The organism is Pseudomonas sp. PDM22, assembly GCF_014851965.1.
Lineage (GTDB): Bacteria > Pseudomonadota > Gammaproteobacteria > Pseudomonadales > Pseudomonadaceae > Pseudomonas.
This window is the reverse complement of record NZ_JACVAR010000002.1, coordinates 614276-637388: the sequence shown is the minus strand read 5'-3', so window position 1 is coordinate 637388 and position 23113 is coordinate 614276. Positions and strand designations below refer to the sequence as shown.

General features: G+C 67.2%; 24 protein-coding genes. 3 read left to right on the top strand and 21 right to left on the bottom strand.

From position 1 onward, the window contains the following. Window positions 1-9: 9 nt before the first annotated feature. From IB255_RS08590 to IB255_RS08580, 3 genes are all read right to left on the bottom strand, one after another. Window positions 10-468: a sn-glycerol-3-phosphate transporter gene (locus tag IB255_RS08590; RefSeq protein ID WP_192210076.1), complete on the bottom strand. Its 459-nt coding sequence runs from the start codon at window positions 466-468 to the stop codon at window positions 10-12. A 14-nt stretch (window positions 469-482) separates the two neighbouring features. Continuing rightward, entirely contained in the window at window positions 483-947 is a 465-nt protein-coding gene (locus IB255_RS08585) for a glycine zipper 2TM domain-containing protein (protein WP_081517759.1), read from the bottom strand. Between the two features lie 129 nt (window positions 948-1076). After that, window positions 1077-2006, bottom strand: coding sequence for a LysR family transcriptional regulator (locus IB255_RS08580; protein WP_192210075.1), 930 nt, complete (start codon window positions 2004-2006; stop codon window positions 1077-1079). 93 nt (window positions 2007-2099) lie between these two features. On the opposite strand from IB255_RS08580, the gene IB255_RS08575 reads away from it, so the two are divergent. After that, on the top strand, window positions 2100-2699 hold the full coding sequence (locus tag IB255_RS08575) for a short chain dehydrogenase (RefSeq protein WP_081517757.1): 600 nt from the start codon (window positions 2100-2102) through the stop codon (window positions 2697-2699). Between the two features lie 128 nt (window positions 2700-2827). Here IB255_RS08575 and IB255_RS08570 read toward each other — a convergent pair whose 3' ends face one another. Continuing rightward, the gene (locus IB255_RS08570; protein ID WP_081517756.1) at window positions 2828-3226 is read right to left on the bottom strand and encodes a DUF488 domain-containing protein; all 399 of its coding nucleotides are present in this window, start codon (window positions 3224-3226) and stop codon (window positions 2828-2830) included. Window positions 3227-3302: 76 nt separating this feature from the next. On the opposite strand from IB255_RS08570, the gene IB255_RS08565 reads away from it, so the two are divergent. After that, window positions 3303-3971 carry a COG3650 family protein gene (locus tag IB255_RS08565; protein ID WP_192210074.1) on the top strand — a complete coding sequence of 223 codons (669 nt, stop codon included), beginning with the start codon at window positions 3303-3305 and terminating at the stop codon, window positions 3969-3971. A 211-nt stretch (window positions 3972-4182) separates the two neighbouring features. Here the strand turns inward: IB255_RS08565 and IB255_RS08560 are convergent, their stop codons facing one another. From IB255_RS08560 to IB255_RS08510, 11 genes are all read right to left on the bottom strand, one after another. Then, window positions 4183-4434: a hypothetical protein gene (locus IB255_RS08560; protein ID WP_081517755.1), complete on the bottom strand. Its 252-nt coding sequence runs from the start codon at window positions 4432-4434 to the stop codon at window positions 4183-4185. Window positions 4435-4448: 14 nt separating this feature from the next. Continuing rightward, window positions 4449-5138 (bottom strand): aspartate/glutamate racemase family protein, encoded by a 690-nt coding sequence (locus tag IB255_RS08555; protein WP_192210073.1) that lies wholly within the window; start codon window positions 5136-5138, stop codon window positions 4449-4451. A gap of 16 nt (window positions 5139-5154) precedes the next feature. Next, on the bottom strand, window positions 5155-6255 hold the full coding sequence (locus IB255_RS08550; protein ID WP_192210072.1) for a PLP-dependent cysteine synthase family protein: 1101 nt from the start codon (window positions 6253-6255) through the stop codon (window positions 5155-5157). A 38-nt stretch (window positions 6256-6293) separates the two neighbouring features. After that, window positions 6294-7199, bottom strand: a complete 906-nt coding sequence (locus IB255_RS08545) for a DMT family transporter (RefSeq protein WP_081517752.1) — start codon at window positions 7197-7199, stop codon at window positions 6294-6296. Between the two features lie 104 nt (window positions 7200-7303). Then, window positions 7304-7639 carry a Na+/H+ antiporter subunit G gene (locus IB255_RS08540; protein WP_081517751.1) on the bottom strand — a complete coding sequence of 112 codons (336 nt, stop codon included), beginning with the start codon at window positions 7637-7639 and terminating at the stop codon, window positions 7304-7306. Next, window positions 7636-7905: a K+/H+ antiporter subunit F gene (locus tag IB255_RS08535; protein ID WP_081517750.1), complete on the bottom strand. Its 270-nt coding sequence runs from the start codon at window positions 7903-7905 to the stop codon at window positions 7636-7638. Before IB255_RS08535 ends, IB255_RS08540 begins: the two co-directional genes overlap by 4 nt. After that, window positions 7890-8390, bottom strand: a complete 501-nt coding sequence (locus IB255_RS08530; RefSeq protein ID WP_081517749.1) for a Na+/H+ antiporter subunit E — start codon at window positions 8388-8390, stop codon at window positions 7890-7892. Before IB255_RS08530 ends, IB255_RS08535 begins: the two co-directional genes overlap by 16 nt. Next, window positions 8387-9883, bottom strand: a complete 1497-nt coding sequence (locus IB255_RS08525; protein WP_192210071.1) for a monovalent cation/H+ antiporter subunit D — start codon at window positions 9881-9883, stop codon at window positions 8387-8389. Before IB255_RS08525 ends, IB255_RS08530 begins: the two co-directional genes overlap by 4 nt. Further along, window positions 9880-10212 (bottom strand): Na+/H+ antiporter subunit C, encoded by a 333-nt coding sequence (locus IB255_RS08520; protein WP_081517747.1) that lies wholly within the window; start codon window positions 10210-10212, stop codon window positions 9880-9882. The genes IB255_RS08525 and IB255_RS08520 overlap by 4 nt, the downstream gene beginning before the upstream one ends. Next, window positions 10212-13010 (bottom strand): monovalent cation/H+ antiporter subunit A, encoded by a 2799-nt coding sequence (locus tag IB255_RS08515; protein ID WP_081517746.1) that lies wholly within the window; start codon window positions 13008-13010, stop codon window positions 10212-10214. Before IB255_RS08515 ends, IB255_RS08520 begins: the two co-directional genes overlap by 1 nt. A gap of 257 nt (window positions 13011-13267) precedes the next feature. Further along, window positions 13268-13732 carry a glycine zipper 2TM domain-containing protein gene (locus tag IB255_RS08510; RefSeq protein ID WP_045209875.1) on the bottom strand — a complete coding sequence of 155 codons (465 nt, stop codon included), beginning with the start codon at window positions 13730-13732 and terminating at the stop codon, window positions 13268-13270. Window positions 13733-13927: 195 nt separating this feature from the next. On the opposite strand from IB255_RS08510, the gene IB255_RS08505 reads away from it, so the two are divergent. After that, window positions 13928-14164 (top strand): hypothetical protein, encoded by a 237-nt coding sequence (locus IB255_RS08505; protein ID WP_192210070.1) that lies wholly within the window; start codon window positions 13928-13930, stop codon window positions 14162-14164. Here the strand turns inward: IB255_RS08505 and IB255_RS08500 are convergent. From IB255_RS08500 to dinG, 6 genes are all read right to left on the bottom strand, one after another. Further along, window positions 14149-15288: a glycerate kinase gene (locus tag IB255_RS08500; RefSeq protein ID WP_192210069.1), complete on the bottom strand. Its 1140-nt coding sequence runs from the start codon at window positions 15286-15288 to the stop codon at window positions 14149-14151. The genes IB255_RS08505 and IB255_RS08500 overlap by 16 nt on opposite strands. A gap of 228 nt (window positions 15289-15516) precedes the next feature. Next, window positions 15517-16164 carry a pyridoxamine 5'-phosphate oxidase gene (gene pdxH, locus IB255_RS08495; RefSeq protein ID WP_192210068.1) on the bottom strand — a complete coding sequence of 216 codons (648 nt, stop codon included), beginning with the start codon at window positions 16162-16164 and terminating at the stop codon, window positions 15517-15519. A 108-nt stretch (window positions 16165-16272) separates the two neighbouring features. After that, the gene (locus IB255_RS08490; protein WP_192210067.1) at window positions 16273-17085 is read right to left on the bottom strand and encodes an OmpA family protein; all 813 of its coding nucleotides are present in this window, start codon (window positions 17083-17085) and stop codon (window positions 16273-16275) included. Window positions 17086-17329: 244 nt separating this feature from the next. Beyond that, a complete protein-coding gene (locus tag IB255_RS08485) occupies window positions 17330-18475 on the bottom strand; it encodes a serine hydrolase domain-containing protein (protein WP_192210066.1) in 1146 nt (381 codons plus the stop codon). A 118-nt stretch (window positions 18476-18593) separates the two neighbouring features. Further along, entirely contained in the window at window positions 18594-20876 is a 2283-nt protein-coding gene (locus IB255_RS08480) for a beta-galactosidase (RefSeq protein WP_192210065.1), read from the bottom strand. 79 nt (window positions 20877-20955) lie between these two features. Beyond that, window positions 20956-23100, bottom strand: coding sequence for an ATP-dependent DNA helicase DinG (gene dinG, locus IB255_RS08475; protein WP_081517739.1), 2145 nt, complete (start codon window positions 23098-23100; stop codon window positions 20956-20958). Window positions 23101-23113: the final 13 nt, after the last annotated feature.

The following is a 23113-nucleotide window of genomic DNA, read 5'->3' as shown; positions in this document are numbered from 1 at the left end:
TCGGAAGTATCAGAAGCGTAAACCAACGTTGACCATTGCGGCGGCGTTGCCCAACACCACGAGTTCGGCGCCGACCGGCCCGAAGTGCGCGCCGACCGAAGGAATGATCGCCGGCGCCACACCCAGGTGGTTCAGCGGGATCTTGTCGCGGTACTCGCCGCGATAGCCCTGCAACGCGCCGCCAGTGACCTTGGCGTAGAAAGGCGTGCCTTCCCAGTCGAAGCGCTTGCCGGCGTAGACATAGTTGGAACGCTGGCTGAAGGAGTTCTTGAAGGTCGCACCGCCCCAGACCAGGCCATCGGCGCGGTTGCGCTCCAGGCCTATCAGCTCCTGGTGGTTGTTGTGGTCCGGGTCGTGGTTCCAGTGGGTGGTGTAGACGCTGGTCTGCAGGTACCAGAATCCCCCGTCGTCGGCCATGGCGATGCCACAGCCGAGCAGGACCAGCGCGGCAATCAACAGGCGGCGCATGGGGCGTCCTCCGTTCAGAGGGTGACGCGGCTGGCGCCGTTGACGGTCATGATGCGGACGCGATCACCGATGCGGAACTGCTGGTTCGCATCCACCGCCTGGACATAGGCACGGGTGCCGCCGTCATCTTCGCGGACCACGATTTCAACGCCCTGGGTGCGGGTGATGCCCTCTTCCACCGCAGAACCCGCCGCGCCGCCAGCGACGCCGCCGAGAATGGTGGTGATGGCCTTGCCGCGACCGCCGCCGATGGAGTTGCCGGCGATGCCGCCGACTGCCGCGCCGGCCAGGGTGCCGATGGGCGTCTTGGTGCCTTCGATCTGTACCGGGCGCAGCGATTCGATGGTGCCCATGCGCACGTTCTGCACGGCGCGGGCGTCAGCACGGGAGTAGGAAGACCCCGACAGGTTGGAAGCGCAGCCGCTCAGCAGAGCGGCGCTGGCAAACAGGGCAGTCAGAAGCAGAGTGGGACGGTTCATGATGTTGACCTCGGAAGGCTCTCAAAAGTGATGGTGAAAGCCTAACGATCGGTCCCTGAACTCCCCCTGAACCCTCTCTGAACCAATGCTGAACGAAGCTGAACGACTGAATGAATTTACTGAAAGACGTCAGCCTTCCAGGGCGACCAACTGCATCCGGCTGCGCTCGAACCAGCGCAGCAGGTAGTCCGCCAGCAGCTGCGTGCGGCGCGGCAGGCGGCTCTGGTAGGCGTGGATGAGGAACACCGGCTGGGTCCGGGTCTGGTAGTCGCGCAGCAGCCAGACGAGGCTGCCTTCAGCCAATTCCTGCTGAATCATGTAGGACGGCAGCCGGCTGATCCCCGCACCCGCCAGTGCCGCCTTCTTCAGCAGGGTGTAGTGGTTGCTCGCCAGCAGGCCGCTCACCGTCACGCGGAACAGTTCGTGGTGGCGCTGGTAGAGCCAGACGTCGCTGTCCTGATAATGGGTGTTCTGCAGGCAGGAATGCCCGGCCAGTTCCGCCGGCACTTCCGGTACGCCGTGCTCGGCGAGGTAGTCCGGCGTGGCGCAGGTCAGTTCCTGCAGGGCGAACAGCGGCCGCGCCACCAGGCGCTCGTCCACCGCCAGGCTGCCGGAGCGGATCGCCAGGTCGAAGCCGTCGGCCACCAGATCGCGGCGTTCGTTGGACAGGTCCAGCTCCAGGCGGATGTCGGGGTACTGGCGGGAGAACTCCATCAGCCAGGCATCGAAGAAGGTCTCACCCAGCGACACCGGCACGCTCAGCCGCACCTTGCCCTGCGCCTCCTCCTGCAGCGCCAGCACCGCCTGCCGCGCCCGCGCGGCCTGGGCGTTGAGCGCCTGGGCCTCGGGCAACAGCGCGGCGCCCGCGGCGGTCAGCGACAGGCGTCTGGTAGTACGGTGCACCAGCGTCGCCCCCAGGGCTTGTTCCAGCGCGGAAATCCGCTTGGACAGCTGGCCCTTGCTGCAGCCGAGCTTCTCCGCCGCGCGGGTGAAGCTGCCGCACTCGAGGAGCACGGCGAAGGCGGAGAGGTCTTCCAGGTCGCTGGCGATTGTTTCCATATGAAAACCAAAGGTTATCGATTGGCGTGATTATCTAAACAGGAGACCACTCTACTCTGAAGCCGTCTTCAGCCAAATCCCTTCGGAGCCTTCATGAAAATCATCCTGATCGGTGCCAGCGGCACCCTCGGCCAGGCCGTCGCCAACGAACTGGGCCAGCGCCACGAGATCGTCCGCGTCGGCCGAAACAGCGGCGACTACCGCGTGGACATCACCGACAGCGCTTCCATCCGCGCGCTGTTCGAGCAGGTCGGAGGCTTCGATGCGCTGATCAGTGCCGCCGGCAAGGTGCACTTCGGCGCGCTTGCGGAAATGGGCGAGGCGGAAATGGCGGTCGGCCTGAAGGACAAGCTGATGGGCCAGGTGAACCTGGTGCTGATCGGCAGCCAGTACGCCAACGACGGCGCCTCCTTCACCCTCACCACCGGCATCCTCAGCGAACAGCCCATCGTGCTGGGCAGCTCGGCCAGCCTGGTCAACGGTGCGGTGGAGGGCTTTGTGCGCAGCGCTGCCCTGGAACTGCCGCGCGGCCAGCGGATCAACGCGGTGAGCCCGAACGTGCTGGTGGAATCGATGGAAGGCTACGGCCCGTTCTTCCGCGGCTTCAAGCCGGTGCCGGCCGCCGACGCCGCGCTTGGCTTCGCCCGCAGCGTGGAAGGCAAGCAGAGCGGACAGGTGTACAAGATCTGGTAACGGGACTTCCTCGCAGGGCGCATGACCTGGAACAGGTTATCCGCCGAACCTGTCGCGGCGGATAACGCTGACGCGTTATCCGCCCTACGACTCCGGTGACGATTTCCCTTGGCTCGCGAGCAAGCCCGCTACTCGGTCTTGCCGGCATAGCAGACCGGGGAACTGCCCTCGCCCTGCTTCTCCAGCTCGTCTTCCAGAAACTCCGCCAGCACCTGCGCGTTGTTGTGTTCCTCGTCCTTGGCCGCATAGAGCAGCGTCAGCGGGCCCTTGCGTGCCAGGTCGAGCAGGCCCATCCAGTGTTCCGGATGGGCATTCAGCTCGCCGTGGTAAGCCTTGCGGAAATCCTCGAACAAGCTCGGATCGTGGTGGAAGCGCTGGCGCAGTTCGTTGGACGGCGACGCCTCCTTGGCCCACTGCTCCATGTGCAGGTCTTCCTTGCGAATCCCCCGCGGCCACAGGCGGTCCACCAGCACCCGCTGGCCGTCTTCCTTCGCCGCCGGTTCATAGGCGCGCTTGCAACGAATCATCCGAAATCCTCCGTGTCAGCTTGAGGTGGCCGGCTTCGCTGGGTAACGTGGGCGCACTTTCGAGGGAGCCCGTTTCATGCGATCCAGCCGTTTCATTCTGTTCAGCCTGCTGCCCCTGTTCGCCGCCTGCCAGGTGTGGACGCCGAACAAGACCGATCTTAACGCCTCCACCCGCCTGCAGGGCGAACTGACCCGCCAGGACGGCAAGCTGGTGTTCCGCAGCTGCACCGAGCAACGCCGCTTCAGTATCGAGGACACCGGCAACACCGGCCTGCCCCGCGATGCGCTGGAAATGTTCAACGACGGCTCGACCTCGCTGTACGCCGACCTGCGCGGCAGCTTCAGCGGCAGCAGCGCCCAGGGCACCGACGGCAAGCTGGAAGTGGCCAAGGTCTATCGCCTACAGAACGAAGGTTCCGGCTGCGACGATCAGAACTTCAAGCGCGCGGTGGTCCGCGCCCACGGCAACGAGCCGGGCTGGAGCGTGCTGGTGAACAGCCAGGGCATGTTGATCGAGCAGCCGGGCAAGGAGTCGCTGGCGCTGCCGTACATCGCCGAAGGCGTGCCTGACGGCAGCACCAGTTATTCCAGCGAGGCCAACGGCGAGAAGGTCGAGCTGTGGGTCGCTCCGGCACGCTGCCAGGACAGCATGAGCGGCGCGTTGAGCAACCTGTCCGCCGAGCTGCGCCTGGACAACAAGGTCATGCGCGGCTGCGCCTATCCGGGCGGTTCCAGCGGTGACTGATAGCCGCCCGCTGCAAACGTGCCTGCAACGTAGGAGCGGACTCCGTCCGCGATCGATATCCGGCGCGATTCGGACCTATCGCGGACAGAATCCGCTCTTACGCAACCGGAAACCTCAAACCAGATCGTAGGGCGCATAACCTGGGACAGGTTATCCGCCGAACCCGTCGCGGCGGATAACGCTGGCGCGTTGTGCGCCCTGCAGAGAGGCGTCAGACCAGCAATCCTGCCGCCACCAGCCGCGCCTTCAGCACGGCGAATTCCCCGTCGTATTCCCAGTACGCCAGCCGGCCATCGCTGGCGGTCACCAGCACGTACTTCTCGCTGATCGACTGGATGCGCTCGATGCGCACCAGCTTCTCGACGAAGTCCGGGTCCGCGACCTGCTCGATCACCTCGCGGTTCTGCTCGTCGTAGCCGTGCATGATGAACGCCGCACGCACCCTCAGGCTGATGAAGCTCATGCTGTGAGTTCTCCTCAAATGGCGGCGTCGGCCGCGTGCAAGGCATGCAGTGCCGTGGTGTCGAACAGCGGCACCGAGGCATCCGCCGGACCGACCAGCAGGGAAATCTCCGTGCAGCCGAGGATCACCGCCTCCGCGCCCTGCTCCACCAGCGCAGCGATGATGCGCCGGTACTCTTCCCTCGATTCGTCGCGAATCCGCCCCAGGCACAGTTCCTCGTAGATGATCCGGTGCACCACCTGGCGGTCTGCTTCGTTCGGCGTCAGTACCTTCAGCCCGAACCTGTCCACCAGGCGATCCTTGTAGAACGCCTGCTCCATGGTGAAGCGCGTGCCCAGCAGGCCGACCTTGGCAACGCCCGCCGCACGGATCGCCTCGGCGGTCGGGTCGGCGATGTGCAGCAGCGGGATATCCACCGCCGCCTCGATGGCCGGCGCCACCTTGTGCATGGTGTTGGTACAGAGCACGAGGAAGTCCGCGCCTGCCGCCTTCAGCGAACGGGCCGCGTCAGCCAGCACACGGCCGGCAGCGTCCCAGTCGCCGGCGTGCTGCAGGCGCTCGATCTCGTGGAAGTCCACGCTGTACAGCGCGACCTTCGCCGAGTGCAGGCCGCCCAGGCGTTCCTTGATGCGTTCGTTGATCTGCCGGTAGTAGGGAATGGTCGATTCCCAGCTCATGCCGCCGATCAGGCCGATGGTTTTCATGCGTCCCTCCATGGGCTCAGTCCAGTCCGATGCAGGGCAGATCACCGGGCAGCGCCGCGCCGTGCTCGGCGCACTGGCGCACGGCCTCGATCAGCGGGTCGAGGTCGAAGCCCTGGGAAATCAGCCACAACGGGTTGTAGTAGGTGGTCTCGTAGCGCTCGCCGCTGTCGCAGAGGATCGCCACCACCGAGCCGCTCTCGCGCCGCGCCACCATCTGCCGCGCCACCAGCAGCGCGCCGATCAGGTTGGTGCCGCTGGAGCCGCCGACATGCCGGCCCAGGCGCCGGGCCAGGTAGTGCATGGCCGCCAGCGACAGGTCGTCCGGCACCTTGCAGCAGGCGTCGAGCACGTTGGGCAGGAAGGACGCTTCCACACGGGGGCGGCCAATGCCTTCGATGCGCGAGCCGTAGCTCAGGGTCAGGTCGCGGTCACCGGTCTTGTAAGACTCGAAGAACACCGAGCGTTCGGCGTCGGCGCAGAGCACGCGGGTGTCATGCCGGCGATAACGGGCGAAGCGCCCCAGGGTCGCCAGGGTGCCGCCGGTGCCGGGGCTGGAGACCAGCCACGAAGGCTCGGGGAAGCGCTCGTGACGCATCTGCTGGAAGATCGACTCGGCGATGTTGTTGTTCGCCCGCCAGTCGGTGGCGCGCTCGGCGTAGGTGAACTGGTCCATGAAGTGGCCGCCGGTTTCCTTCGCCAGGCGCTCGGACTCGGCGTAGATCTGCGTCGGGTCATCGACCAGATGCGCCTGGCCGCCGTAGAAGGCGATCTGCGCGATCTTCTCCTTCGAGGTGCTGGCCGGCACCACGGCAATGAAGGGCAGGCCGAGCAGTCGCGCGAAGTACGCCTCGGAGATCGCCGTCGAGCCGCTGGACGCCTCGATCACTGGCGCGCCCGGCTTCAGCCAGCCATTGCACAGCGCATAGAGGAACAACGAGCGTGCCAGGCGGTGCTTGAGGCTGCCGGTGGGGTGGCTCGACTCGTCCTTGAAGTACAGGTCCACGCCCGGCAGGCCGGGCATGTCCAGGGGGATCAGGTGGGTATCGGCGCTGCGCTGGAAATCCGCCTCGATGATGCGGATCGCCTCACGGGTCCAGTTGCGTTCCTGGGTGGCCATCGTGTCGTTCTCCTGGCAGGGCAAGCGGTTCAATGGGTTCAGTCCAGCACACCGGCAGGCGATGTGGGCGGCGCACTGCGCCACTGGCTGAGGGCGACGCCGATGAACACCAGGCCGGCGGCCAGCGCCTGCTGGCCGCTGAGCACCTCTCCCAGCAGCAGCGCGGCGAAGATCAGGGTGAACACCGGGATCAGGTTGATGAAGCCGGTCGCCTGGCTCGCCGGCAGGCGGCTGACGCCGAAGTTGTACAAACCATAGGCGCCGACGGTGACCACGCTGCCCAGGTAGACCAGGGCGAACCAGCCGGTCGGGCCGGGCGCCGGCGGCAGGCCGGAGGTCGCCAGTGCCAGCGGCAGGAAGAACAGCGAGCCGATGAATGCCTGCATCGCGGTGAGGATAAAGGGCGAGTAGCGCGCCGACAGGTGCTTGAGCAACAGGGTGTAGCCGGTGGCGCAGAGCATTGCCACCAACTCGTAGAAATTGCCCAGCAGCGGGTTGGGCGCATGGCTGTCCGGCTCGCTGGCCAGCGTCAGCCAGAGCGAGCCGAGCACCGCCAGGGCGAAGCCCAGCCAGGTGTTGCGGGCGATCTTCTCATGCAGCAGGAAGAACGCGCCGACCGCCACCAGCAGCGGCAGCAGCGCGGTGATCATCCCGGCCTGCGCAGCGCTGGTCTGCTGCAGCGCCAGGGACTCGAAGATGAAGTACAGGCAAGGCTCGCAGGCGGCCAGCGCGAGCAGCCACTTCCAGTCGCCGGGGCGGTAGTCGATGCGTCCACGCCAGCGCCAGGCGGCGAGGAAGATCAGGCTGCCCAGCGCCATACGGGCGAAGATCACCCACATGGCCGGCATTTCCTGGAAGGCGAACTTCAGCGCGATGAAGGAACTGCCCCAGAGCGCCATGGCCAGCACCAGGCACGCGAGGGCGAACGGCCGGGATTGCTGCACGGGACGCTCCAGTCAAAAGGTCCCCGGAGTATAGGAGGCGCGCACCGGCCGCCGACAGGTACAGAATCGTGGCGAAACTGTATGGGCGATCCGATGTTTCCGGATCAGTCCCAGGGCTTGCCCTTGGTTCCCCGCTCCACCGGCACGCGCTGCTGCATCGCCGCCTTGGCCAGCAGGTGCGCGCTGACCGGCGCGGTGATGAAAAGGAACACGGTGATCAGCACCTCATGCAGGCTGACGCCCTCGCCGCGCGTGCTGAAGTACAGCAGCGAGGCCAGCACGACGCCGCCCACGCCCAGGGTCGAAGCCTTGGTTGGCGCGTGCAGGCGCGTGTAGAAGTCCGGCAGGCGGTACAGACCGATGGCGCCAAGTAGCGCAAACAGGCTCCCCGCCAGCAGCAGCACGCAGACCAGCGCTTCCACGATCATTTCGCCATTCATTCGATGATGTCTCCGCGCAGCAGGAACTTGCACAGGGCCACGGTGCTGACGAAGCCCATCACCGCGATCAGCAGCGCCGCCTCGAAGTACAGGCCGCTGCCCTTCCAGATGCCGAACAGCACGATCAGCGCGATGGCTTCCACCGACAGGGTGTCCAGCGCGAGGATGCGGTCCGCCACCGACGGCCCGCGAACCAGCCGCACCACGGTGAGCAGCACGGCGATACCCAGCAGCGCCAGGCAGATCGGGATCACGATACCGAGCATGCGAACACCTCCTTCAGCGGCGCCTCGTAGCGCGCCTTGATGTCCGCCACCAGCGCCTGCGGGTCCGGCACGTCGATGCCGTGGACCAGCAGCGTGCGGCGATCGGCGGAAAGGTCGGCCGAACAGGTGCCCGGGGTCAGGGTGATGACGCTGGCGAGGATGCTGATGGCCAGGTCATCGGTCAGCTCCAGGGGAATCTCGACGAAGCCCGGCTGCAGCTTCGCTTTCGGTCCCAGCACCAGTTTCGCCACCTGCAGGTTGGCGACCACGATGTCGTAGAGCACCAGGCCAATGAAGCGCAGCAGCAAGCCCGGCCGCTGGATGCGCGGCGCGGCCAGCAGCAGGTTGCGGCACAGCAGCGGGATGCTCAGGCCGAGGAAGGCGCCGAGCAGCCAGTGGCCGAGGGAGAAGTCGTTGACCAGCAGCAGCCAGCTCAGCAGGAGCACACCGCTGAGCAGCGGGTGCGGAAGGATGCGCCGGATCATGCGCCACCTCCCAGCAGGATCGCCTGACGGTAGAGCCCGGCGTCCAGCAACTGCACGGCTGTGGCCTGTGCATATGTGATCAGCGGCCGCGCGGCGACCACCATCAGCGGTGCGCTGGCCAGCAGGCCGAAGCACGCCAACATCTTCACCGGCTCCCGATTGGCGCTGCCCAGCACACTCAGGCCGGTGCGCCAGAACAGCGTGCTGCCGGCGCGACTGAGCGCGACGATGGTCACCAGTCCGCTGACCAGCACCACGCTCCACAGCGCGATGGCCTCGCTGCCCCCACTCACCGAGCGCAGCAGCATCAGCTTGCCGAGGAAGCCCGACAGCGGCGGCAGGCCGGCAACGGCAATGGCGCCGAAGAAGAACGCGCCACCGAGCAGATGCGGTTGCAACAGCGCCGGGCCCTGCACCAGCCGGCCACTCTTCTCACCGCGCTGGCGAGCAATCAGGTCGGCCAGCAGGAACAGGCCGCCGGCCACCCAGATGCTGTGCAGCAGGTAGTAAAGCGCGGCGGAAAGCGCCTCCGGCGTGCCCAGGGCGATGGCCGCCAGCAGCGTGCCGGCAGAGACCACCACCAGGTACGAGAGCAGCCCCTGCAGCGTGGTCGCCGCCAGCGCGCCCAGCGCACCGGCGACTATCCCGGCCAGCGCCAGCGGCCACAGCCAGGCCTGCGCGAGGTTCGCCAGCTCGCCGGCCTGCTCACCGAAGATCAGCGTGTAGACCCGCAGGATCGAGTAGATGCCGACCTTGGTCATGATCGAGAACAACGCCGCCACCGGCGCGCTGGCCTCGGCATAGGCTTTGGGCAGCCAGAAGTACAGCGGCAGCAGCGCCGCCTTCAGGCCGAACACCACCAGCAGCAGCAACGCCGCCGCCCGCACCAGCGGCGCCTGCTCGGCGCTCAGCTGGGCCACTCGCTCGGCCATGTGCGCCATGTTCAGGGTGCCGGTGATGCCATAGAGCGTGCCCACCGCGAGGAGGAAGAACGCCGAGCCGACGAGATTGAGCACCACGTAATGCACACCCGCACGCACCCGCCCTGCCCCGCCGCCATGCAGCAGCAGCGCGTAGGAGGCGATCAGCAGGATCTCGAAGAACACGAACAGGTTGAACAGGTCTCCGGTGAGGAACGCCCCGTTCAGACCGAGCAACTGGAACTGGAACAGCGCATGGAAGCGCTTGCCGCGCCGGTCATCCCCGCGCACCGCGTAGATCAGCGACAGGCTGGCGAGCAGCGCGGTGGCAGCGATCATCAGCGCGCTGAGGCGGTCCAGTACCAGGATGATACCGAACGGAGGCTGCCAGTTGCCCAGCGCGTAGAACTGCACCACGCCGCTGTCGGCCTGTTGCAGCAGCAAGGCGGAAAGCGGCAGCAGCGCCAGGGTGGCGAGCAGCGACAGGCTGCGCTGCAGGCGCTCGCCCACGAGCAGCAGTGCGCAACCGGCGAACAGCGGCAGCAGGACCGGCAGGATCAGCCAGTGATTCATCGGCCTTCCTCCCCTTCGCCGCCATCCACATGGTCGCCGCCGGTATCCGCCAGCCCTCGCAGGGCCAGCACGATGACGAAGGCCGTCATGGCAAAGCCGATGACGATGGCCGTCAGCACCAGCGCCTGGGGGATCGGGTCGCCGGCGTTGGCGACCATGCCGATCACCGCCGGGTCGCCAGCCAGCCGGCCCATGGCGAAGAGGAACAGGTTGACCGCGTAGGACAGCAGGGTCAGCCCCAGCACCACCGGGAAAGTGCGCGCGCGCAGCAGCAGGTAGACGCCGCTGGCGGTCAGCAGGCCGAGGGCGATGGCGAACAGCGCTTCCATCAGGGCGCCTCCTTGGACAACAGCGGCTCCGGCGGCGCGGTGACCGAACCCAGCCCGGAAAGAATCAGCAGCGTCGCGCCAACCACGGTGAAGTACACGCCCAGGTCGAAGAGCATGGCCGTGGCCAGTTCGATGTCGCCCACCAGCGGAATGTGGAAGTGGCCGAACGCCGAAGTCAGGAACGGGAAGCCGAAGAACCAGGCGCCCAGCCCGGTCAGCCCGGCGATCAGCACCCCGAGGCCGGCGAGACGGCTGTAGTCCAGCGGCAGGCGCGTGCTCACCCAGCGGCTGCCGCAGGCGATGTACTGGAGGATCAGCGCCACCGAAGTGATCAGGCCGGCGATGAAGCCTCCACCCGGCAGGTTGTGGCCGCGCAGGAAGATGAACACCGAGACCAGCAGCGCCAGCGGCAGCAGCAGTCGCGACAGCGTGGCGAGGATCGGCGGGAAGCGGTCTTGCGCCCAGGCGCGGCCTTCGTCGTCACCCTCGCGGCGCAGCAGGCGCAGGCCGTCGAGCAGTGCGAAGATGCCGACGGCGGCAATCGCCAGCACGGTGATCTCGCCGAGGGTATCGAAGCCGCGGAAGTCCACCAGGATCACATTCACCACGTTGTGCCCGCCACCACCGGAGACGCTGTTTTCCAGGTAGTAGCCGGCAATGCTGTCGTAGGGGCGCGTGAGCACGGCATAGGTCAGCAGCGTGACCATCACGCCGGCGCCAATGGCGATCACGAAATCGCGCAGGCGGCGCAGGCTGCTGGAGGTCTTCGGCGTGCGCGCCGGCAGGTAGTACAGCGCCAGCATCAGCAGGACCATGGTCACCACTTCCACCGACAGCTGGGTCAGCGCCAGGTCCGGTGCGGCGAAGCGGGCGAAGGCCAGCGCCACCAGCAACCCGGCGATGCTGAGGATCACCAGCGCGGTCAGGCGCTGGCGATGGAACCAGACGGTGAGCGGCCCGGCGATGGCCAGCAGGACCAGGCCCAGCGCGGTGATGCCATCCAGCGGCGTCTGCGCCCGATCACCGGCAATGCCCGGCAGCGGCGCGAGGCCGGCGAACACCACCACCACGGCGGCCAGCACCAGCAGCATGGCGTAGCGCTGCAGCGAGCCGTTCTCCAGGTAATCGGTCACGCACTTCGCGAAGTGCACCACACGCTGCACCTGCTGCTCGAACACCAGCTTGGCGTCCACCGCCGGCAGCCCGGCGTACCAGTCGAACAGCGGCTTGCGCAGCACATAGAGCAGCACGCCGCCGGCGGTGGCGACGAAGCTCATCGCCAGCGGCGCGTTGAAGCCGTGCCAGATCGCCAGGCTGTATTCGGGCAGCACGCCGTTCAGGCTCGACGCGGCGGCGCCGGCCAGCAGCGGACCGACGATAACCCCCGGCATGACGCCCACCAGCAGGCAGATCAGCACAAGGATTTCCACCGGCACCTTCATGTAGCGCGGCGGCTCGTGGGGGTGCGGATTGGGCAGGTTGATCGGCTCGCCGTTGAAGAACACGTCGTGGATGAAGCGCACCGAGTAGCTCACCGAGAACAGCGCGCCCACGGTCGCCAGCGCCGGGATCACCCAGTTGAAGCTGCCCATCATGTTCTGCGCCAGGGTCTCGCCGAAGAACATCTCCTTGCTGAGGAAGCCGTTGAGCAACGGCACGCCCGCCATGGACGCCGACGCCACCATCGCCAGCACGGCGGTGTGCGGCATGTATTTCCACATGCCGTTGATGCGCCGCATGTCGCGGCTGCCGGTCTCGTGGTCGATGATCCCGGCAGCCATGAACAGCGAGGCCTTGAAGGTGGCGTGGTTGATGATGTGGAAGATCGCCGCGACGTTGGCCATGGGCGAATCCAGGCCGAACAGCAGGGTGATCAGGCCCAGGTGGCTGATGGTCGAGTAGGCCAGCAGGCCTTTGAGGTCGTTCTGGAACAGCGCCATGAAGGCGCCCATCAGCAGGGTCGCAAGCCCCGTCAGGCTGACCAGGTAGAACCACAGGTCGTTGCCCGACAGCAGCGGGTACAGGCGCGCCAGCAGGAATACGCCGGCCTTCACCATGGTCGCCGAGTGCAGGTAGGCCGACACCGGCGTCGGCGCCGCCATCGCATGGGGCAGCCAGAAGTGGAACGGGAACTGCGCGGACTTGGTGAACACGCCCAGCAGTACCAGGCACAGCGCCAGCGGGAACAGCGGGCTGGCCTGCAGCACCTCGCGGGCACCGAGCACGGTGGAGAGTTCGAAGCTGCCGACCACATGGCCGATCAGCAGGATGCCGGCGAGTAGCGCCAGGCCGCCACCACCGGTGACCGCCAGGGACATGCGCGCGCCCTTGCGCGCATCCGAGCGATGGCCCCAGAAGCCGATCAGCAGGAATGACGACAGGCTGGTCAGCTCCCAGAACACCAGCATCAGCAGCAGGTTTTCGCTCAGCACCACGCCGAGCATGGCGCCCATGAACAGCAACAGGAAGGCGAAGAAACGCCCGGCGGGCTCCCTCTCGGACAGGTAATAGCGGGCGTAGAGGATCACCAGCAGACCGATGCCGAGGATCAGCAGGGCGAACAGGAAGCCCAGGCCGTCCAGGCGCAGGCTGAGGTTCAGGCCCAGCTCCGGCAGCCACTCCAGGCGCTGCACCTGCGGATTGGCGCCGAGCACCGAGCGCTGGCCCAGCAGCAGGATCAAGCCCAGCAGCGGCACCAATCCGGTGGCGGCGGCGCAGGCGGTTCGGCCGAAACGCTCGGCCAGCAGCGGCAGCAATACCCCGAAGAAAGGCAGCGCGATGATCAGCGCCAACGTCATGACCCACTCCTTTTCACCGCCGGACGGCGTTCAGACAGGCAACACCGCGCAAAGGCGGCCGGCTTGCAAAGGCGACGATTATCCATATCTATCGATTACGCGTCATGGATTGAATTATTACGAAATTGCAAGCTTGAGCCGCGCCCGCAGTGGGCTGTGACAGATTTTCCTAACCCCCAAACGATAGCGCGCGACAGCCGGGTCGACTGTCGCGCGCTGGGTTTCGCTGGCTGCCACGGGCGGGCAGCCGTTGCCGGTCAGTGAGCGACGCGGCTGGTACCGTTGACGGTCAGGATGCGCACGCGCTCGCCGACGCGGAACACGGCGCCTTCGTCAACCTGCTGGACGTAGGCGCGGGTGCTGCCGTCGTCTTCGCGGACGGTGATTTCCACACCCTGGGTGCGGGTCAGGCCTTCTTCGGTGGCCGCACCGAGCAGGCCGCCGGCTACGGCACCGATGATGGCAGTGACATAGCTGCCCTTGCCGCCACCGATGGCGCTGCCGCCGATACCGCCAACGGCGGCGCCGGCAACGGAGCCGATGGGAGTCTTGGTGCCTTCGATCTTCACCGGGCGCAGGGCCTGGATGGTACCCATGCGAACGTTCTGCACGGTGCGTGCTTCTTCACGGGTGTAGGTGTCGCCGGTCAGGCTGGACTGGCAACCACCGAGGGTCATGGCCAGGGCCGCGAAAGTCACGGCGATCAGGGCAGTTTTACGCATTAGGGAACCTCCGAGTAGGGCTACGGCTATTAGACTCCGACGGCAGCCCGCCTGTCACGCCAGGTCATGAAACATGCTGATCTCGATTCAGCTTTCGTACAGTTTGTGCCAGATCGTCGGAAAACGCCTGCCCTGGCTCAGTTTTTCGTGCAGCACGATGGGTTAGCCTTGCGGCCGCAGAAGGAGCAGTCGTTCATGGACTATTTCATTATCGTCGTCACCACCGCCGCCGGCCTGTATTTCCACTGGTGGATCTACTGGCGAATCCGCCGCTGGATGGACCGCGACCTGGCGTTGTCGCTGGCCGGTGATGATCCGCAGAAACGTATCTATCTGTTGCAGCGCCTGGCCGATGCCAAGCGCGAGAAGGTGAAGCGCCGCGACCTGCCCGACTGGCTGCAGCGCGCCGCCGACAATTACCGCGCGGCCTGAGCCAGCGACCAGAAGCGCGCCAGCGCCTCGGCGCGGTTTTCCAGTTCCTGCGCCGCCCGAGCGCAGGCATCGGCCAGGGTGATGGGCCCCGGCGCCAGGCTGAACGCCGCTTCGATCCCCGCTTCACGCAATTCGGCCAGCCCTTCGCCCACACTGCCCGCCAGCGCGATCACCGGCACACCCGCGCGCCGGGCGACATGAGCCACGCCCACCGGCGTCTTGCCGTGCAGGCTCTGGCCATCCAGCCGCCCTTCCCCGGTGATGACCAGCGACGCGCCGGCCAGCGACGCCTCCAGCTCCGACAGTTCGGCAATCAGCTCGATGCCCGGTCGGAAGCGCGCCTTGAGGAAAGCCCGGCAGGCGAAGCCCAGGCCACCCGCGGCACCGACGCCGGGGAACAGGCTGTGATCCTGCCCGAGTGCGAGCGCAGCAACTTCGGCGAAGCGTTTGAGTGCGGCATCCAGCTGCTGCACCTGCGCCGGATTCGCACCTTTCTGCGGGCCGAAGACGGCCGAGGCGCCGTGGGGGCCGCAAAGGGGATTGTTTACGTCGGCAGCCACTTCGACCTCGACTGAGGCCAGTCGCGGGTCGAGGCTCGACAGGTCGATGCGCTCCAGTTCCGCGAGCCGCGCGCCGCCGGCACCCAGCTCCTTGCCCTGGCCATCGAGGAAACTCACGCCCAGCGCCTGCAGCAGGCCCAGGCCGCCGTCGTTGGTAGCACTGCCGCCCAGGCCGATGATGATCTTCTTCGCACCCGCATCCAGCGCCTCGCGGATCAGCTCGCCGGTGCCGCGACTGGTGGTGCGGGTGGCGTCGCGCTGCCCTTCCGGGACCCAGTGCAGGCCACTGGCGGCGGCCATCTCGATCACCGCGGTGGCGTCCTCCAGCCAACCCCAGTGGGCTTTCACCGGCTGCTCCAGCGGGCCGCAGACATCCAGCTCGCGGCGCTCGCCCGGCCGCGCCGCCAGCACCGCGTCCACCGTGCCTTCGCCGCCGTCGGCCATGGGCCGCAGCAGGGTTTCGTCGCCAGGCCGCGCGCGCAGCCAGCCACGGGAAATGGCCTCGGCGACCTCGGGGGCGGAGAGGCTTTCCTTGAAGGAGTCGGGAGCGATGACGACTTTCATGGGGACAGGTCCGTTGTGCGAGAGGATGGGGGCATCCTACACCGCCAACCGCGTAGGCAATGTCCCTGCGCGGGCCTGTTTCACTGTAGGAGCGCGCCATGCGCGCGATCGCGGGCATGGCCCGCTCCTACAGGGACCTCTGAGGCCTGGCGCGAAGGAACACCAGGCCCGAGGGGAAGCGAACCCCGGTCAACGGCGTATGGCCGCGAACGGTCATATGGCCCAGGCTCAGGGCGCCAGGCGCTCGCGCACCCAGGCTCCATTTTCGTGGCGGTAGTTGAGGCGATCGTGCAGGCGGCTCAGGCGGCCCTGCCAGAACTCGATGCGGCTCGGCAGCAGGCGGAAGCCACCCCAGAAATCCGGGCAGGACGGTGCCGTGTCGGCAAAGCGTTGCTCGGTCTCGGCCAGCAGTTGCTCCAGCTCGCCACGGCCGTCGATCACCCGGCTCTGCGGCGAAGCCCAGGCACCCAGGCGACTGCCCAGCGGGCGCACACGGTAGTAGGCAGCGGATTCTTCGCTGGAGACCTTCTCGACCCGTCCCTCGATGCGCACCTGGCGTTCCAGGGCCGGCCAGAAGAAGGTCATGGCCGCGCGCGGGTTTTCCCCGAGCTGCTGGCCCTTGGCGCTTTCGTAGTTGCTGAAGAAGGTGAAGCCGCGCTCGTCCAGGCCCTTGAGCAGGAGCACGCGGCAGTGCGGCTGGCCGTCGGCGTCCGCGGTGGCGAGCATCATCGCGTTGGGCTCGACCGGCAGTTGCTCGGTCTTCACCGCGTCCTCGAACCACTGGTTGAACAGGCTGAACGGTTCGGCGGGCGCCTGGGTCTCGGTCAGTCCGTCACGGGTGTATTCGCGGCGCATATCGGCCAGGGTCTGGGCCATCGGAAATCTCCTGCAGAAGAAGTCCTTAAGCTTATCCAGAGTTGCGCCTTCGCGCTTGATCCACGACAAGCGTCATTCCAGCGGGAATGACGCTTGTTGCACAAGGGATCAGTTGGCCTGGGCGAGTGCCAGCAGGCTGGTGCGCTGGGTCACCAGCACTTCGACGCGGCGGTTCAGCGCGCGGCCTTCGGCGCTGGCATTGTCGGCGCGCGGCAGGCTGGAGCCGACGCCCTTCAGACGCAGGCGATCGGCGCCCAGGCCGCTCAGGCGGAAGATCGAGGACACCGCCTGGGCACGCTGCAGGCTGACCTTGTCGTTGAGCGCCTTGTCGCCCGAGCTGTCGCTGTGGCCGAGCACCAGCACGCCGCTTTCCGGATCGTTCTGCAGCATCTTCGCCACGTTGCCCAGCGGCGCCAGGGTGATCGGCAGCAGCAGTTCAGGACGCTTGGGGTTGAAGGAGCCTTCCACCGGCGCGATCAGCACCAGGGCGTTCTCGCGGCGCTCGACGGTGAACTTGCTGCCCGCGACAGCGGCACGCAGGGACTGCTCATGCTGGTCCAGCCATTCCTTGCTGACCTTGGTGTCCTGCGGCTTGGCCGCCTTGTCGGCGCCCGGCTTGCTGTCGCTCACGCCGAACGGCCACCACCAGTGGCCGCCGGGCTGCTGGCTGCCAGCGGCGGCGACCTTGGCCGCTTCGACGGGCTTTTTCTCCGGCGCGGGGGCCGCAGCGCTCACTTCCTCGTCGCCACCGAAGGGCCACCACCAGTGGCCGGTGCCGGGCTTGGCGGCAGCTGCAGCGCTTTCCGTGGTTTTCGCCGGGTCCTTGGCCTGATCCTGAGACTGGAACTGGCTGCAGGCGGAAAGACCGACGCACAGCGCAAGGGTGGAGACTTTCAGCGAATTCGAGAACAGCAGGTTCATGGGAGCGATTCCATAAAGTCGGAACATGAAGAGAGGCCGGGTGTAGCTGGCAGGCAGCGGCACCCTGACTTCAGCAATCAGCTTAAGAGTTGTACATAACTTACTCAGTTGGAACGAGATTTTAATCCCGAACTGACGAGCGGCGCATAGCTGTGCGCAGGGGAAGACCGTCGCGGCCAGCGCGACGGCAATTGCGGACGACCTTAAGAAGGCGCAGCGGGAGGAAGGTTCCTCCCGCTCGTCGTTACAGGCAGTCGCCGGCGAGGCGGGCCAGGCGCTGGGCGCGCGGGTCCATCAGCACATAGGGGCCGAGGGTGTTGACGACGAAACCCAGCGCCAGCTCGCGCTCGGGATCGGCGAAACCGATGGAGCCACCGGCCCCCGGATGCCCGAAGGCCTGCGGGCCAAGGCCGTAGGTGGCGTTCGCCACGCTCGGTTGGTCAAGCATGCAACCCAGCCCGAAACGCGTACAGGTCAATAGAGTTCGATCCTCGCCAACGGCATGCTCGCGGGTGAGTTCGGCCAGCAGCGCTTCGTCCAGCAACTTGCCCTGCAGCAGGCCCGTATAGAAACCGGCCAGCGAGCGCGCATTGCCGTGGCCGTTGGCCGCCGGCTGCGACATGCGGCGCCATTCGGGCTTGTTGGTGCTGGTGAGCACCGAAGGCGGATTGGTGAAGGCGCGGGTGGAGAGCGCGGCGGCGTCGGTCATCATGGTCCGCAACAGGCGTTGCGCAGCGGCGTCCCCCAGGTTGCCCTTGCCCCGCGCGATGTGCGCGACGCGGTGGAATTCGCTGTCATCCAGGCCGATATGGAAATCCAACCCCAGCGGCTCGGCGGTGCGCGCGATGATGGCGGCGCCCGGCTCGCGGCCGTCGACACGACGGATCACTTCGCCGATCAGCCAGCCGTAGGTAATGGGGGCGTAGCCGTGTTCGGCGCCCGGCGTCCACCAGGGCGTCTCGGCAGCCAGTGCGGCGGTCATGCTCGACCAGTCATACAGCGCCTCGGGCGCCAGCGGCTCGCGGATCGCCGGCAGGCCCGCGCGATGGCAGAGGAGCTGACGCACGGTGATTCCCTGCTTGCCGGCCTGCTCGAACTCCGGCCAGTAGCGCGCCACCGGGGCGTCCAGTTCCAGCCGGCCCTCGCCCACCAGTTGCAGCGCGGCAACGGCGGCGAAGGTCTTGGTGCAGGAGAACAGGTTGAGAAGCGTGTCGGCCTGCCAGTCCTGGCCCGGCTCCTTGCCCGCGCTGCCGGCCCAGAGATCGACCACGGTTTCGCCGCCGACCTGGATGCACAGCGCTGCGCCGCGCTCCTGTGGGTCTTCGAACAGCGCACTGAAGGCGTCGGCAACGGGGGTGAAGCGCGGATCACAGTGGCCGTTCAGGGTCATTTCAGGCTCCGGAAATGCACATACTCAGGGACGGAAAGTGCGGAAGACGCCATTCTTTCAGCGCGTTCCGCCCCTGGGAACCCTGCCGAAGGCGGGGTGTGGCTTCACGAATGACGGATCATTGCTCCGAGGCCTGTTCCTCGTCGTCGCTGTCGTCCCCGGCGGGCGCGGCTTTGGGCTGCGGTTCCGGCGCCACCTTGGCGGCGGCGCGGGCCTGTTCGTCGATGCCTTTGAGCGTCTGCTGGTTGGCCTTGCGCACGGCGTCGACGAAGCCGGTGAACGGCAGGTCGGTGATGCCGACCAGGCCGATGTGACCATTCTCGCCGTCGAGCAGGCGGCCGGTCACCGGCTGGTCGAGGTACTGGAACCAGTGCGCGCCGACGATGTTCGGCTCCTTCGCGGCCTCGGCGAGGAAGCGCTGGTACGCCTCGCCACGCTGCTGCTCGTTGTACACCTCGGCGACACCGCCCCAGAACGGCCCGCGATCGCGGGAGCCGAAGTGGAATTCGGTGATCAGCACCGGCTTGTCCAGGCTGCGCACGTAGTTGGCGTCGAACCCCTGCTGCGGCAGCGGCACGTAGAGGTTGAAGCTGAGGATGTCGCAATACTGCGCACAAGAGGCCAGTGCTTCCGGCGTGCTGACGGCGAAACGCGGGCCGAGCAGCAGGTGGTTCGGCGCGTGCCACTTCAGCGAGTCCTTCAGGGTCTTGAAGTACTGGTCGGCGTACAGCCGCAGGAAGGCGCTGTAGTCCTGGGCGATGGCCGGGTGCGCCTCGCTCGGGACCGGTGCCTGGTAGCCCGGCGCGTCCAGGTCCTCCCAGGAGCCCAGCTGTACGCCCCAGGCCTCGGCGAGCTGCTCGTGATCCTCGTACTTGTCCTTGAGCTGCTTGATGAAGGCACGCTTGGCCGGGCTGTCGGTGGACAGCTTGAGCGTGCCGAAAGCCAGGGCGAAGTGCGCCTGGTCATCGTCGCCACGGCCGGCCCAGGCCAGTTCGTTGTCGGCGTAGTAGCCCAGCAGCCAGGCATCCTCGCGGTGATCGCGGGCGGCGATGGCGATGGCGCGCTCGGCGGCCATGGCGAAGCGCGGGTCGAACGGATCGGGCATGGCGCCCCACCAGTCGTAGCCGGTGCTGACTGTGGCGTAGTCGCCGCTGATGGACAGCGGCACGCTGTACGGCAAGCGCGGATCGTCGGCGAAGGCCGGATCGCTCCAGTCGCCCAGGGTGTTGAAGCCCCAGGAGCCGAGGCGCTGCACGGTGCGTTCGCGCCAGGCGACCGCGGCGGCGTCAGCGCTCAGGCCACCGTCGGCACGGAAGCGGTTGGCGGCGTAGAAGTCGAACCAGCGGCCGTTGCCGAACGCGCGGCCCTGCTGGGCGCCGACACCACTGCGGTCATCGCGCTGGCCATAGAAGGCGGCCAATGGCTCGTCCTCCTTGGGCAGGCTGGCGAACATGTACTCGCGGCCTTCCACGTAGGTCTGGCTGCTGTCGGCGTTCACCGCGTTGACGCCCATGGACCAGAACGAATGCCCTTCCGGCGTCACCAGCCACCAGCGGCCGTTGCGCTTTTCGGTGCGGAAGAAGCCGGTGCCTTCGAAGGCCGGGCCGTCCAGCAGGCCACCAAAGGCGTCGCGACCGGGCGCCGGCTGCCACTTCTTCAGTTGCTCGCCTTCGGCTTTCCAGGCGCTGGCCAGTTGCTCGGGGCTCTTCACCTTTTCCGGCCAGTCGCTGCGGGTGGACTGGCCGAAAGCGTCGACAATGCCGGAGTAGGCCTTGTGGTACTCGTCATTGCCGGCGCGGGTGCCGAAGCGGCCGACGAGGATGTCCTGCGCCGCCTTGGGCGCGGTGAGGAACAGCTTCACCGCGCCGACCTGGCTGCGGTTCAGCTCGCCGGTAACCTTGCTCGCCAGCAGCAGGCGCTGGCCGTCCTGGGTGACGGGCATGGGCACGCCGGCACGCATGCCGAAGTCTTCCGGGGCGATGGCGTGCAGCGGGATCACCAGGGTCTGCGCCGGGCCCGGCGGCAGGGCGATGCTCGCGCGCAGGCCGGGAGCGCCGGCGACGCCTTCGATTTCCACTTCCAGGGTGATGGCCCAGTCCATGGCGTTCTGCAGGCGCAGGCTGACACTGTCGGCCTGGGACCAGTCCCAGCTGCCGCTGGAAGGCGCGAGACGCAGGGTCGGTTGCGGCGCGGGGTTGAAGTTCACCCGGCGGAGGATTTCGCCCTCGGGTGTGGCCTCGGCGGTGGAGCTGGGCAGGTCGGCGTTCTGCGTGGTGACGCTGACCACAGCCATCGGCTTGACGAAGTTGAAGAGGGTTTCATTGCCGCCAGCCGACCAGGCCGGGGCGCTGGCGATGGCCAGGCTGAGCAGCAGAGGCAGATGCCAACGCATCGATGTCATGGATTCGAGTCCTTGCAACACGCCCGCCGGGCGGCGGGCGTTCGTTTGACAGCAAGCGCGGGAGCTCGCTCCCGCACACTCAAGCGATTTCTCGGCGGAATGGGGGTAACGCGTTCAGGATGGCCTTGCCGTAGCGCTGCGTCACCACGCGGCGGTCCAGCAGGGTGATGGTGCCGCGGTCCTGCTCGGTCCGCAGCAGGCGGCCACAGGCCTGCACCAGGCGCAGCGAGGCGTCGGGCACGGCGATCTCCATGAAGGGATTGCCGCCTCTCGCCTCGATCCATTCCGACAGCGCCGCCTCCACCGGGTCATCCGGCACGGCGAAGGGAATCTTGGCGATCACCACGTGCTCGCAATAGGCACCGGGCAGGTCCACGCCTTCGGAGAAGCTGGCCAGGCCGAACAGCACGCTCGGTTCACCATCGTCGACCCGCGAACGGTGCTTGTTCAGGGTTTCCTGCTTGGACAGGTTGCCCTGGATCAGCACGCGCTTGCGCCAGTCGCGGTCCAGGCCGTCGAAGACTTCCTGCATCTGCTTGCGCGAGGAGAACAGGATCAGCGAGCCGCGCGAGCCTTCGACGATCTCCGGCAGCTCGCGGATGATCGCCGCGGTATGGGCAGCAGCATCGCGCGGGTCGGCCTTGAGGTCGGGCACGCGCAGCACGCCGGCGTCGGCATGGTGGAACGGGCTCGGCACCACGGCGGTGACGGCGGCGCGCGGCAGGCCGGCGCGCATGCGGTAGCGGTCGAAGGTGCCCAGCGCCGTGAGGGTTGCGGAGGTCACCAGCACGCCGTAGGCCACGTTCCACAGGTTGCGGCGCAAGGTCTCGGCGGCGAGGATCGGGCTGGCGTTGGCCTCGATGTCATAGAAGGTGCCGCTCTCGGCGAGGGTCAGCCAGCGCGCCATGGGCGGGCTGTCTTCCGGGTCCTCGCAGGTGAAGGCGGTCCACAGCTCCCAGTTGCCCTGGGCGCGGGACAGCAGGCTGCCGAACAGCGGGTACCACTCCTCGGCCTGGTGGCTGGCGATACCGACGCTGCCCTCCCCGTCCATGGCTTCCTTGAGCAGTTCGGTGAGGCGGGTGAAGAGGTCGGTGAGCTTGGAGAAGCCCTTCTTCAGCTCGATGCCCATCTCGCGGATGTGCTCGGGAATCACCCCGCCCTCGAAGCGATGGCGCGGCCGCTCGCGGCCTTCCATGTCCTCGCCGGCGCGGAAATCGCCGACCTCCTCGCAGGCGGTGAACATGAATTGCTGGTGCGTGCGCAGCTCGCGGGCCAGCTCCGGCACCTGTTCGATCAGGCGGCCGAGGTCACCCGGCAGCGGGTTCTGCGCCAGCAGCTTGGTCAGGTTCTTCTCCACCTGGCCCAGCCAGTCGGCGGTGGCGCGCAGGCGGGTGAAGTGGGCGAAGTGGCCGATGGCCTTGTCCGGCAGGTGATGACCTTCGTCGAACACGTAGAGGGTGTCGCGCGGGTCCGGCAGGATCGCGCCGCCACCCAGGGCGAGGTCGGCCAGCACCAGGTCATGGTTGGTGACGATCACGTCGACCTTGGTCATGCCTTCACGCGCCTTGTAGAAGGCGCACTGCTGGAAGTTCGGGCAATGGCGGTTGGTGCACTGGCTGTGGTCGGTGGTGACCTGCGCCCACTGCGCGTCCTCGATGGCCTCGGGCCAGGAGTCGCGGTCGCCGTCCCAACGGTTGCCCGCCAGGCGCTCGATCATCTGGTTGAACAGCTTGGTGGAGGTCTCGTCCACGTCGATGCGGAAACCTTCCTCCTCGAACAGCTGGGCGGTGGCGCTCTGCGCCTGGCCTTCCTGCAGCAGGTGGTCGAGCTTGGACAGGCACATGTAGCGCCCGCGCCCCTTGGCCAGGGCGAAGCTGAACGACAGGCCGGAGTTGCGCAGCAGGTCGGGCAGGTCCTTGTGGACGATCTGCTCCTGCAGGGCGACGGTGGCGGTGGCGACGACCAGGCGCTTGCCGGCGGCCTTGGCGCAGGCGATGGCGGCGAGGCTGTAGGCGACGGTCTTGCCGGTGCCGGTGCCGGCTTCCACGGCGACCACGGCGGCATCGCCCAGGCGATGGCCTTCCTCGTCGCTGGCGATGGTCCCCAGGACTTTGGCGACTTCGGCGATCATCAGGCGCTGGCCGTAGCGCGGCTTGAGTTCCTTGGCCTCGAGGAAACGCGAGTAGGCGCCCTGGATCGTGGCCTTGAGTTCGGTGCTGAGCATGGACTTCCCGGGC